General features: G+C 64.5%; 11 protein-coding genes. 8 read left to right on the forward strand and 3 right to left on the reverse strand.

The window, feature by feature from the left end; all coding sequences use genetic code 11:
* Window positions 1-32: 32 nt before the first annotated feature.
* From R9B85_RS22595 to tam, 3 genes are all read left to right on the forward strand, one after another.
* Entirely contained in the window at window positions 33-308 is a 276-nt protein-coding gene (locus R9B85_RS22595) for a hypothetical protein (protein WP_146742838.1), read from the forward strand.
* Window positions 308-1717 (forward strand): amino acid permease, encoded by a 1410-nt coding sequence (locus R9B85_RS22600; RefSeq protein ID WP_085624272.1) that lies wholly within the window; start codon window positions 308-310, stop codon window positions 1715-1717. The genes R9B85_RS22595 and R9B85_RS22600 overlap by 1 nt, the downstream gene beginning before the upstream one ends.
* Window positions 1718-1981: 264 nt before the next feature.
* The gene (gene tam / locus R9B85_RS22605; RefSeq protein ID WP_112252242.1) at window positions 1982-2758 is read left to right on the forward strand and encodes a trans-aconitate 2-methyltransferase; all 777 of its coding nucleotides are present in this window, start codon (window positions 1982-1984) and stop codon (window positions 2756-2758) included.
* Here tam and R9B85_RS22610 read toward each other — a convergent pair.
* Both R9B85_RS22610 and R9B85_RS22615 read right to left on the reverse strand, forming a co-directional pair.
* Window positions 2748-3119 (reverse strand): DUF2784 domain-containing protein, encoded by a 372-nt coding sequence (locus R9B85_RS22610; protein WP_252378990.1) that lies wholly within the window; start codon window positions 3117-3119, stop codon window positions 2748-2750. The genes tam and R9B85_RS22610 overlap by 11 nt on opposite strands.
* 220 nt (window positions 3120-3339) lie before the next feature.
* Window positions 3340-4209 carry a LysR substrate-binding domain-containing protein gene (locus R9B85_RS22615; protein ID WP_013972053.1) on the reverse strand — a complete coding sequence of 290 codons (870 nt, stop codon included), beginning with the start codon at window positions 4207-4209 and terminating at the stop codon, window positions 3340-3342.
* Between the two features lie 243 nt (window positions 4210-4452).
* Between R9B85_RS22615 and R9B85_RS22620 the strand changes: the two genes are divergently transcribed.
* From R9B85_RS22620 to R9B85_RS22640, 5 genes are all read left to right on the forward strand, one after another.
* Window positions 4453-5769: an MFS transporter gene (locus R9B85_RS22620; RefSeq protein ID WP_112252240.1), complete on the forward strand. Its 1317-nt coding sequence runs from the start codon at window positions 4453-4455 to the stop codon at window positions 5767-5769.
* Window positions 5770-5784: 15 nt separating this feature from the next.
* A complete protein-coding gene (locus tag R9B85_RS22625; protein ID WP_112252239.1) occupies window positions 5785-7176 on the forward strand; it encodes an FAD-dependent oxidoreductase in 1392 nt (463 codons plus the stop codon).
* Window positions 7177-7402: 226 nt separating this feature from the next.
* Window positions 7403-8113: a YebC/PmpR family DNA-binding transcriptional regulator gene (locus R9B85_RS22630; protein WP_013972055.1), complete on the forward strand. Its 711-nt coding sequence runs from the start codon at window positions 7403-7405 to the stop codon at window positions 8111-8113.
* Window positions 8114-8251: 138 nt separating this feature from the next.
* Window positions 8252-9196 (forward strand): LysR family transcriptional regulator, encoded by a 945-nt coding sequence (locus R9B85_RS22635; RefSeq protein ID WP_112252238.1) that lies wholly within the window; start codon window positions 8252-8254, stop codon window positions 9194-9196.
* Window positions 9197-9398: 202 nt separating this feature from the next.
* Window positions 9399-10811, forward strand: a complete 1413-nt coding sequence (locus tag R9B85_RS22640) for a DOPA decarboxylase (RefSeq protein WP_112252237.1) — start codon at window positions 9399-9401, stop codon at window positions 10809-10811.
* Window positions 10812-10947: 136 nt separating this feature from the next.
* On the opposite strand, the gene R9B85_RS22645 is transcribed toward R9B85_RS22640, so the two are convergent.
* Window positions 10948-12321, reverse strand: a complete 1374-nt coding sequence (locus R9B85_RS22645; RefSeq protein ID WP_207879104.1) for an MFS transporter — start codon at window positions 12319-12321, stop codon at window positions 10948-10950.
* Window positions 12322-12591 lie beyond the last annotated feature (270 nt).

The raw sequence follows: 12591 nt of genomic DNA on the forward strand, positions 1-12591 counted from the left end.
GCGTATCGCCCGGCGTTTGCAAGGTGTATTGCATGGGCGACCTGTACAGTGCAGTGCGAGATTCATGCCACTGTGCATGGCTCTCTGCGTCGGACATTTTTACATTAGGTGTCAGATATCGCCACCTAAAGCATGTTCAGTTCGCCTCAGGCGCCTGCCCTGGGGCGCGTCAGCAGGCCGCCATGGAAGGCCTGCGTGTGTTCGCTCACACCATCCTGCGCGCATTAGCACTGATGTACGTGAAACCGCCAGCCATCGGGGTTTCACAGTTTTCCTTGGATAAAAAGAAGCACGGGGTACACAACTGATGGACGCAACATCCACAACCACCACCGCGAAAAGCGGGCACGAGAGCAAGCTCAGTGCCTCGCTCAAGTCGCGCCACCTGACGATGATGTCGATCGCCGGGGTTATCGGCGGCGCCTTGTTCGTCGGTTCCGGCAGCGTGATTCACAGCGCCGGCCCAGCTGCTGTGCTGGCCTACCTGGCAGGCGGCATCCTGGTGGTACTGATCATGCGCATGCTGGGTGAAATGGCGACTTCCTCGCCAGACACCGGTTCGTTCTCCACCTATGCCGATCGCGCCATCGGCCGTTGGGCCGGTTTCACCATCGGCTGGCTGTACTGGTGGTACTGGGTGATCCTCATGGCCTGGGAAGCTTATGTGGCGGGCAAGATCCTGCATGGTTTCTTCCCCGACGTCAGCGTCAACGTGTTCGTACTGGCCACGACCCTGCTGCTGATCACCGTCAACTTCTTCAACGTCAAGCACTACGGTGAGTTCGAGTTCTGGTTCGCCTTGATCAAGGTGATCGCGATCGTCTGCTTCCTGATCGTGTGTACCGCTGCCGTGCTGAACATCTGGCAGTTCGGTGAAGTGCGTGGCATCAGCCACCTCACCGCAGAAGGTTTCATGCCCAACGGCATCACCACCGTGATCGGTGCCTTGCTCGGGGTCATGTTCGCCTTCCTCGGCGCGGAGATCGTCACCATCGCCGCTTCCGAAGCCAAGGACCCGGCCGCGCAGATCGTCAAGGCGACCAACTCGGTGGTCTGGCGTGTGTGCCTGTTCTACGTGGGTTCGATCTTCCTGATCGTCTGCCTGGTACCCTGGAACGACCCGCACCTGGGCGTTTCCGGCTATGGCGCCTACCGCCGCACCCTGGAGCTGCTGGGCGTGCCATATGCCGAGCTGCTGATGAACTTCGTGGTGCTGACCTCGGTGAGCAGCTGCCTGATCTCGGGCCACTACACTGCTTCTCGCATGCTGTTCTCCCTGGCCCAGCGTGGCGACGCGCCGTCGTTCTTCAAGATCACCCGCGCCGGCACCGGTGTACCGGTGTACGCGATCATGGGTTCGTGCGCCGTGGCCGTGGTGTGTGCGCTGATCAACTTCAGCGAGACCCTGCGCCCGAAAGACGTGCTGGAAACCCTGATGAACACTACCGGCATGATCGCCTTGCTGGTGTACCTGGTGATTGCCTTCTCGCAGCTGCGCATGCGCCGCAAGCTGATTGCCGAAGGCAAGGAAGTACGCCTGAAGATGTGGCTGTTCCCATGGCTGACCTACCTGGTGATCGCGTTCATCGTGGCCGCCCTGGTGACCATGGCCTTCATGCCTGACTACCAGATCCTGGTGATCTCCACTGGTATCGCCGCGGCAATCGTGGTGGCGATGGGTGTGGTGCACCAGATCCGTTCTGGCAAGCAGCACTAAGCGTCACTCGCTTCTCGAAACGGCCGGCTCCCTCGGGGACCCGGCCGTTTCGCGTTGTTGGGCCAGTTCCGGCTTGTGCGCCGTTGTAGGAGCGGCCTTGTGTCGCGATCGGGCCGCAAAGCGGCCCCAGATTTCTCGATTGCTGCGACTATCGCTGGGGCCGCCTTGCGGCCCGATCGCGACACAAGGCCGCTCCTACAGGGATCGCGCCGCCTGTTACATGGCATATGCTGAACACACATTGCCCGCCCAGAGGAGCTTCACATGGCCTGGTCCGCCACCCAATATTCCCTTTTTGAAGACGAGCGCACCCGTGCCGTGCGCGACCTGCTCGCCGCTGTGCCACCACGCCCGGTCCGCCACGCCACCGACCTGGGCTGTGGCCCTGGCAATTCCACCGAGGTGCTGCTGCAACGTTACCCGGATGCCCAGGTGACGGCCCTGGACAGCGACCCGGACATGATCGACAAGGCCCGCGAGCGCAAACGGCTGTGCATCCCCCGCGTGCGCATGGTCATCGGTGACATTGCCGGCTGGTCCGCCCCCGAACCGCAGGACCTGATCCTGGCCAACGCCTCGCTGCAATGGGTACCCGACCACGCCTCGCTGTACCCGCACCTGGTGCGCCAGTTGAGCGAGGGTGCCAGCCTGGCCGTGCAGACCCCCGACAACCTTGACGAGCCGGCCCACCGGCAATTGCGCGAGATCGCCAGCCAAGGCCCTTGGGCAACGAAATTTGCCGATTTCCAGCTGCCGCCGCGGCACAACGCAGCGTTCTACTACGACCTGCTCAGCCCGCTGTGTGCGCGCGTGGATGTTTGGCGCACCACCTATCACCACCCGCTGATGGGCGGCGCTGAAGCGGTGGTGGAATGGTTCAAGGGTTCGGCGCTGAGGCCATATCTGGCCAAGCTCGATGAACGGGAGCAGGCCGACTTCCTGCAGATGTACCTGCAAGCCATGCAGCGCGACTATCCGCCGGCCAGCGACGGCAAGGTGCTGTTGCCGTTCCCGCGCTTGTTCGTGGTCGCTACCCGCTAGGCCGGCGCCAGCGCCAGGCCGCGTAACTGTAGATGCCGAGGTTGAGCAGGAGCACGAAAGTGCCTAGCAGCAGCTGGAGGTGCGGGGTCAGCCCGGCGGGGTAGATCAACGGCCAGATGTAGTGCTCGACGAAGCCTCCCTGGTAGCCCGCGTCACCGGCCGCGCTGCGCATGCGGTTCTCCCAGGTGGTCAGCGGGCAGCCCAGGTGCAGGCACTCCACCGCCAGGCCCCAAGCCAGGGCCGGCAGGTGCAGCAGCAGGGCAGGGCGCCAGCGCAGCACCAGCAGGCCGCCGAACAGCACCAGCAGGATGAAGGCCAGGTGCAGCAGCACCAGGGTGTCGGCGGCCAGGCGGTAGAGCATGGGTTGAATGCCGGAGAAGGAGGTTATCCCAGCATAGTTGGGTTGCCTGTAGCGGCCTCTTCGCGGGTGAACCCGCTCCCACAGATACTCCACAGAGCTCGAGTGCTGTGGAATACCTGTGAGAGCTGCCTGTATTGGTCCCCCACAGGTACTGCGCCAATCTGAGCTCTGGTGCGGTCCCTGTGGGAGCGGGCTTGCCCGCGAAGAGGCCGGCACAGGTTTACAACCCTTCCTCCACCATCTGCAGGAAGGTCGCCACCACCCGCCGCGTTCGCTGTTCGCTCAGGCACACCAGTGTCTCGGTCAAGTGCCGCTGGCAATCGACGATCGGCAACGCGCACACCCGCGCATCCGCACCAAACTCCGCCGCCGACACCACTCCCACACCAATCCCCACCACCACCGCTTCGCGCGCCGCTTCGCGACCTTCCACCTGGATCGCCGGGCGAATCCGCAGCCCGGCCCGTTGCATTTCTTCTTCCAGCGTCTGCCGCGTCACCGACCCGGGCTCGCGCAGCACCAACGGCGTATCGTCCAGGTCCGCCAGGCTGATCGCGCCGCGGCTGGCCCACGGGTGCTGGTGGGAGACAAACGCCACCATCGGGTCGCGACGCAGCGGCAGGCAATGCAGCCGCTCATCGTCCACATCCCGCCCCAGCAGGGCCAGGTCGGCCTGGTAGCTGAACAGTCGGGCCAGCGACTCGTCGGTGTTGCCAGTCTCGATCTTTACCTGGATGCCCGGGTAGCGTTGGCAAAAGCGGGCGATCTGCGGCAGTACATGCACCGGCGCGTCCACCGCCAGCACCAGGCTGCCGGTGTGCAGCGCACGCGAATCCTGCAGCAGTTCATGGGCCTCGGCCTCGCAGGCGAAAAGGCGCTGGCTGATGCCCAGCAGGCGCTCGCCGAGGTCGGTGAGCTGCACCGACCGTTTGTTGCGGTGGAACAGCAAGACGCCGAAGCGCTCCTCCAGTTTGCGCACCTGGTCCGACACCGCGGGCTGGGTAAGAAACAGTTTTTCCGCGGCGCGGGTAAAGCTGCCGTGAACCGCCACGGCATGGAAGGCCTTGAGTTGTGCGTGGGAAACCGACATGACCACCTCAGTAACAAGCTGGGCTTATGTGTGAAATACGATAAATCGATTTTATTTATCTTAGCGCAACTGTTTCCATGCATGTCAGCCCGACGCTGGCACCACAAGTGCCGCCAGGGCCATGGCACCCACACGGCGCCATCTGACCCGATGACAGCCTCGTCATCGCTGTGCGTAACACAAGAACAAGACAGGCGTTTCTTCACATTCTGCCGGCACACTTGAGCAAGAGGTCAGACTTACATGAACCAATCCCTAGCCGCGTTCAAACGCTGGCGTATCCAGATTTTCGCCATTACCTGGCTGGCCTACGCCGCCTTCTACTTCACCCGCAAGGCCTTCTCGGTGGCCAAGCTGGGCATCGGTGAAGACCCCAACTTCATGCTCGACAAGGCCGCCATGGCCAACCTCGATGCCATCTACCTGGCCGCCTACGCCGTAGGCCAGTTCACCTGGGGCATGCTTGCCGACCGCTTTGGCCCACGCGTGGTGGTACTCGGCGGCCTGCTGATTTCTGCGGCGGCGGCGGTGGTGATGGGCAGTTACGCCACCTTCCCGATCTTTGCCACCTGCATGCTGGTGCAGGGGCTGGCGCAATCCACCGGCTGGGCCGGGTTGTGCAAGAACATTGGCAGCTTCTTCCCGGCATCGCAGCGTGGGCGGGTGCTGGGCCTGTGGAGTTCCTGCTATGCCTTCGGCGGCCTGGTGGCTTCGCCGTTCGCCGGCTGGTGGGCCTATACCCTGGTCGGTACCTGGCACGCGGCGTTCTTCTCCAGTGCCGCGGTGGTGGCGCTGGTGGCCGTGCTGTTCTTCTTCCTGCAGCGCAACAAGCCTGAAGACGTCGGCCTGCCGGCAGTAGAGCCCGAGCCGCAGAGCATGGCCCCGGCCGGCAACCTGTGCAGCGTGTGGGCGCCGCTGAAGGAGATCATGCGCAACCGCACGGTGCTGACCCTGGGCCTGGCGTACTTCCTGTTGAAACCGGCGCGCTACGCCATCCTGCTGTGGGGGCCGGTGATCGTCTTCGAGCAGATGCCCTCCGTGGGCAAGGTGGGTGCAGCGATCATCCCGACAGCCTTCGAACTGGCTGGGTTGCTCGGCCCGATCATCATCGGCCTGGCCTCCGACAAGCTGTTCGGCGCACGACGCATGCCGGCCTGCGTCATCAGCCTGGTGCTGCTGACCATGGCCCTGGCGGCCTTCATGGCGGCCATGCACACCGGCAGCGTGATCCTGGTGGTGGCCCTGCTGTTCGTCATGGGCCTGACCCTGTACGGGCCGGACTCGATGATCAGTGGCGCCGCGGCCATCGACTTCGGCACCGCCAAGGCCGGCGCCACCGCGGCTGGCTTCGTCAACGGCTGCGGCTCGGTGGGGGCGGTGTTGGGCGGGCTGCTGCCGGGGTACTTCGATGGCGTCACGGTGTTCATCGTGTTCGCCGGCTGCGCGCTGTTCTCTGCACTTGTGCTGCTGCCGCACTGGAACAGCCGCCCGGCCAGCGCTGCGCAAAGCAATGACGTGGCACCGAATACCAGCATGGCAATCAAGCCACTGCGTACCTGAAAGGAAAGCGAGCGAATGAGACCCTTCTGGCTGCAACAGGCCCTGGATTCGGCGCAAGAGGCAGTCTGCCCGCCGCTGCAAGGCGATGCCCGTTGCGATGTGTGTATCGTCGGTGGCGGCTATACCGGCCTGTGGACCGCACTGATGCTCAAGGAAGCGGTGCCGGCCCTGGATATCGTGCTGATCGAGGCCGATATCTGCGGCGCTGGAGCCAGTGGCCGCAATGGTGGCTGTGCGCTGTCCTGGTCGGCCAAGTACTTCACCCTCGAGCGGCTGTTCGGGGTGGCCGAGGCGGTGCGCCTGGTGCGTGAGTCGGAGCGCAGCATCGGTGAAATCGGCACGTTCTGCGCGGCCAATGGCATCGACTGCGACTACCGCCTGGACGGCACGCTGTACACCGCCACCAATGCCGCCCAGGTCGGTGCCACCGATGCGGTGGTGGCCGCACTGGAGCGCAAGGGGATCAATTCGTTCAGCCGCCTGCCGCTGGAACAGGTGCAGCGCCTGGCGGGTTCGGCGCGGCACCTGGAAGGCTGGTTCTCGCCGGCCGCGGCCACAGTGCAACCGGGCAAGCTGGTGCGCGGCCTGCGCCGGGTGGCCTTGCAGCGTGGCGTGCGCATCCATGAGGGCACCGCCATGACCGGCCTGGAGCACGGCACCCCGGTGCAGGTGCGCACGGCCCAAGGCACGGTGCGTGCCGACCGCGTGGTATTGGGCCTGAATGCCTGGATGGCGCGGGCTTTCCCGCAGTTCGAGCGCAGCGTGGCGATTGTTTCCAGCGACATGGTAATTACCGAACCTTGCCCCGAACTGCTGCACCAGATCGGCCTGGACAGCGGTATCAGCGTGCTCGATTCGCGGATATTCGTGCATTACTACCACAACACCTCCGATGGTCGGCTGATGCTCGGCAAGGGCGGCAATACCTTCGCCTATGGCGGGCGCATGCTGCCGGTGTTCGACCAGCCTTCGCCGTACCGGCCGCTGCTGCGTGAAAGCCTGGGCGGGTTTTTCCCGGCGCTGGCCGAGGTGCCGCTGGCGGCCAGCTGGAACGGGCCGTCCGACCGCTCGGTGACCGGTTTGCCGTTCTTTGGCCGGCTGGACGGGCAGGGCAACGTGTTCTATGGCTTTGGTTATTCCGGCAGCGGCGTCGGGCCGTGCCACATGGGGGGGCAGATTCTGTCGTCGCTGGCACTGGGGCTGGACAACCCATGGACCCGTTCGCCGCTGGTCAAGGGGCCGCTGGGGCTGTTCCCGCCCGAGCCGATCCGCTACCTGGGCTCGCTGATGGTGCGTAATGCCATCCGCCGCAAGGAGCGGGCCGAGGACCGTGGGCTGCGGCCGCGGAGGCTGGATGTGCGGCTGGCGCGGTTTGCGGCGGCGGCGGGCAAGGCCGATAAAGGCTGATTTTTTGGGGGCGCTTCGCACCCCTGTCGCGACACAAGGCCGCTCCTACAGGGGGACGCGCAAGCCCAGATTGGCGCGCTTCTTCTGTAGGAGCGGCCTTGTGTCGCGATTGGGTCGCGAAGCGGCCCCAGCGATTTCTTGTCGAACACAGGCCGGAGGGCGTATAAACTGCACCCACTTTTGGCCGGTCGCTTCCTGAACCGGCCGCTGAAACAAGAGAGTCGACATGGGCGCACAGTGGAAAGCCAAACATAAAGAAGCCGCGGCCAACGCCAAAGGCAAGATCATGGGCAAGCTGTCCAAAGAGATCCAGATCGCCGCCAAGTCCGGCGCCGACCCGGACATGAACCCACGCCTGCGCCTGGCCATCGAGCAGGCCAAGAAGGCTTCGATGACCCGCGAGACCCTGGAGCGCGCAATCCGCAAGGGCGCGGGCCTGGACGGCGATGCCGTGCAGTACTCGGCGGTAAGCTACGAAGGCTTCGCCCCGCACCAGGTACCGCTGATCGTCGAGTGCCTGACCGACAACGTCAACCGTACCGTCGCGCAGATTCGCGTGCTGTTCCGCAAGGGCCAGCTGGGTGCCAGCGGTTCGGTGGCCTGGGACTTCAACCATGTCGGCCTGATCGAAGCCACCCCGAACGGTGACGCTGACCCGGAAATGGCAGCCATCGAAGCCGGTGCGCAGGACTTCGAGGAAGGCGACGAAGAGGGTTCGACCCTGTTCATCACCGACACCACCGACCTGGACGCGGTGCAGAAGGCCCTGCCGGAGCATGGCTTCACCGTGACTTCGGCGAAGATCGGCTACACCCCGAAGAACCCGGTGAGCGCGGCCAGCCTGAGTGCCGAAGCGCTGGCCGAGGTGGAAGCGTTCCTCGAGGCGATCGACGAGAACGATGATGTGCAGAACGTTTATGTTGGTCTGACTGACTGATCTGCGTATCCGGGGCCGCTTTGCGGCCCATCGCGACACAAGGCCGCTCCTACAGGGGAACGCATGACCCATGTGGGAGCGGCCTTGTGTCGCGAAACGAGGGCAAAGCCCTCGCCAGCGGTCTGGAGCTGAACCCCGATGAACCCCACCTTCGCCTCCCTCAGCCTCGCCCACCTGCGCACCCTCGACCACCTGCTGCAGCTGAAGAACCTCAGCCATGCCGCCGAGCGCCTGGGCGTCAGCCAGTCTGCCCTCAGCCGCCAGCTGGCCCACCTGCGCGAAGCCTTCGACGACCCGTTGCTGGTTCGCCAGGGCCGTGGTTACGTGCTCAGTGAACACGCCGAAGCCCTGGTCGAACCCCTGCGCCAGGTTCTCGAAGAGCTGCACGCCCTGCGCCAGCCCGCGGTATTCGACCCGGCGCGCTGCGAGCGGCGTTTCTGCCTGGCCGCTTCGGACTACGTGGCCGAGCACATGCTGCCGCTGCTGGTGGCGGCGCTGGAGCGCGAAGCACCGGGCGTATCGCTGGAGTACCGCACCTGGCAGGCCGGCCAGTACGCCTTGCTGGCCAGTGGCGAGATCGACCTGGCCACCACCTTGTTCGACGAGTCGCCACCCAACCTGCACGGTCGGCTGTTGGGCGAGGACCGCGCAGTGTGCCTGATGCGTCACGACCATCCGCTGGCTGCCCACGGCGCACTCAGCCAGGCTGACTACCTGGCGCACAAGCATGTGCGAATTTCCGGCGGTGGCGACAAGGACAGCTTCATCGACCGCCACTTGCGCGCCCAGGGCCTGCAACGGCGGGTCAGCCTGGAAGTGCCGTTCTTCTCGGCCACCGTGCAGGTGATCGCCAACAGCCAAGCGCTGGCCACCGTGCCCGAGCACATCGCCCGGCAGCTGTGCCGCCTGCACGACCTGGCCTGGCGGCCGTTGGGCTTCATCGACCACAGCCAGCGCTACTGGGTGGTATGGCACCAGCGCCTGCAGGCTTCGGCAGAGCACCGCTGGTTGCGCAACCGAGTGTTCGAGCTGTGGCGCCAGTCGCAGTTCGGTGTGCAGGGTGGGCATGCGGGTTTGCCATAGCAGCTATGCGCGAAGCGGGGTTATTCGCCTGCGGATAGGTGCCTAGACTGGGGACATTGTGTTGCCTGTACTGGCCTCTTCGCGGGTGAACCCGCTCCCACAGGACCGCCACAGTTTCTGAAAGCTGTGGGGTATCTGTGGGAGCGGGTTCACCCGCGAAGAGGCCAGTACAGCCAGCGAACCACCCACAGGAGACCCCCAGGTGACCCCCGAACAATTCCGCCAGTACGGCCACCAACTGATCGACCTGATCGCCGACTACCGCCAGACCGTGGGCGAGCGCCCGGTCATGGCGCAAGTCGAACCCGGCTACCTCAAGGCCGCGCTGCCCGCTCAAGCCCCCCGGCAAGGCGAGCCTTTCGCAGCGATCCTCGACGACGTCAACCAGCTGGTCATGCCCGGCCTGTCCCATTGGCAGCACCCGGACTTCTACGGTTACTTCCCTTCCAACGGCACCCTCTCGTCGGTCCTCGGTGATTTCCTCAGCACCGGCCTGGGCGTGCTGGGCCTGTCGTGGCAGTCCAGCCCGGCCCTGAGCGAACTGGAGGAAACCACCCTCGACTGGCTGCGTCAGCTGCTCGGCCTGTCTGGCCAATGGAGTGGGGTGATCCAGGACACCGCATCCACCAGCACCCTGGTGGCGCTGATCTGCGCGCGGGAACGCGCCAGCGACTACGCACTGGTCCGCGGCGGCCTGCAAGCCGAGGCCAGGCCGCTGATCGTCTATGTCAGCGCGCACGCCCACAGCTCGGTGGACAAAGCCGCTTTGCTGGCCGGTTTTGGCCGCGACAATATCCGCCTGATCCCGACCGACGAACGCTACGCCCTGCGCCCGGAAGCACTGCAGGCGGCGATCGAGCAGGACCTGGCCGCCGGCAACCAGCCCTGCGCCGTGGTCGCGACCACCGGCACCACCGCCACCACGGCCATCGACCCGCTGCGGCCGATCGGCGAGATCGCCCAGGCCCATGGCCTGTGGCTGCATGTGGACTCGGCCATGGCCGGCTCGGCGATGATCCTGCCGGAATGCCGCTGGATGTGGGACGGCATCGAGCTAGCCGATTCGCTGGTGGTCAACGCGCACAAGTGGCTGGGCGTGGCCTTCGATTGTTCGATCTACTACGTGCGCGACCCGCAGCACCTGATCCGAGTGATGAGCACCAACCCCAGCTACCTGCAGTCGGCGGTGGATGGCGAGGTGAAGAACCTGCGTGACTGGGGTATCCCGCTGGGCCGCCGGTTCCGCGCATTGAAGCTGTGGTTCATGCTGCGCAGCGAGGGCGTCGAGGCCTTGCAGGCACGGCTGCGGCGTGACCTGGACAATGCCCAGTGGCTTGCCGGGCAAATCGGGGCGGCGGCGCAGTGGGAAGTGCTGGCGCCGGTGCAGTTGCAGACATTGTGCATTCGCCATCGGCCGGCGGGGCTGGAAGGGGAGGCGCTGGATGCGCATACCAAGGGCTGGGCCGAACGGCTGAATGCGTCCGGGGATGCCTATGTGACGCCGGCGACGCTGGATGGGCGGTGGATGGTGCGGGTGTCGATTGGCGCGTTGCCGACCGAGCGGGAGCATGTCGAACAGCTTTGGGCGCGCCTGCAGGAAGTGGTCAAGGGCTGAAACTGCCGGGGCCGCGCTGCGGCCCATTCGCGGGCAAGCCCGCTCCCACAGGGACTGCATCGGCCTAAAGCTTGATGCGACCCTGTGGGAGCGGGCTTGCCCGCGAATGGGCTGCAGAGCAGCCCCCTGCAATCGGTCAGTGGCTCACCGCCTGAAAGCTCCCTTTACGGCTAGCCTCATACGCGGTCTTGTCCATCGGCTTGGCATCCGGGTTACCCAGGTCTTCCATCGCCAGGCGATGGGTTTCCGGGGCAATGTACGCTGCCAGGGCGCACACGCAGGTGATGAAGAACGCCAGGCCACCGACCACCAGCGGGATGTTGTCCGAACCTGGCGGGGCAACCAGGGCGAACAGTGCCGGCAGCATGGCGGTCAGCATGGTGCCGATGTTCTGCGCGATGGCCATGGCCGAAACGCGGTAGCGGGTGTGGAACAGCTCTGGGTAGAAGCTTGGGAACACCGCGTTGTAACCCTGGTACACCATGCCCCACATCACGATCGACGAGGCGAACGCCAGCGGTACGTTCTGGATGCTGATCGCGTACAGGTAGACGAAGGCCAGCAGGCCCGAGCCCAGGCAGCCGGCGATCATGGTCGGGCGACGGCCGATCTTGTCGGACAGGTTGCCGACAAACGGAATCACCAGCACCGCGACGATGTTGCCGACTACCGGTATCCACAGGTACACGCTCTTGTCGAAGCCGATGCCATAGGCCGGCTGCACCGCGTAGGCCGCACCGAAGATGGTCGCTACCACAGGGATCACGTTCATCAAAGCCATGAACATCACCAGCACCATGTGCTTCCAGCTGTGGCGGAAGGCCTCGCTGATCGGCGACCTGGCGACTTTGTCCTGCTTCTCTTCTTTCACGAATGCCGGAGTTTCGTGCACTTCCTTACGGATGATGAAACCGGCGATCAACACGATGGCACTCATCAGGAATGGAATACGCCAGCCCCAGTCGTTGAAGGCTTCGCTGGGCATGAAGTAGGCCAGAGGCAGGAACACCGCCGCCGCCAGCACCTGGCCAGCCTGCACGCCTTGCAGGGTGAAGCTGGCGTAGTAGCCCCGTCGACCGAATGGCGCATGCTCCATGATCATCGAACTGGCACCGGAGATTTCACCGGCCACGGCAAAGCCCTGGACCAGGCGCAGCAGCACCAGCAAGGCCGGGGCGAGCAGGCCGATGTCGTGGTAGGTGGGCAACAGGCCGACAGCCATGGTCGAAAGGCCCATCAGGAACATGCACAGCAGCAGTACGTTCTTGCGGCCGCGGGTGTCACCCCAGTGGCCCAGCACGAAGGCGCCGACCGGGCGCGCCAGGTAACCCACGCCGTAGGTGGCCAGCGAGGCAATGATGGCCATTTTCGGGTCGGTGTTGGGGAAGAAGATCTGCGGGAAAATCAGCGCAGCAGCCTGGGCGTAGATGAAGAAGTCGTAGTACTCGAGTGCCGAGCCTATCCATCCACTGGCGGTCGCTTTCTTGGCTTGAGAGCTGGAGTGAGCCATCGTTGTCTCCGTTGTTATTGTTGTTTGCACAGGTTCCGCTGGAGATTCGCCAAGGCAGGAGGCGAGGGTCGGTGTGCCTGCGTCTGTGGTTCATGTTGACCACGGGCCAGTGGGCTGGCAATTCGCTAAAACCGGTATTGTGCGATAATCGAACGCAAAACTAACCATTCCGTACAAAGGGATTGAAGCGACGACTTTACCTGCGAATAATCGATCGTGCCAGGAACTGTGGTCCTGATTTTCCAGGGCTGGCCCTGGCCTTGACTGCAC

The organism is Pseudomonas sp. NLJ1 (assembly GCF_049486705.1).
Taxonomy (GTDB): Bacteria; Pseudomonadota; Gammaproteobacteria; order Pseudomonadales; family Pseudomonadaceae; genus Aquipseudomonas; species Aquipseudomonas inefficax.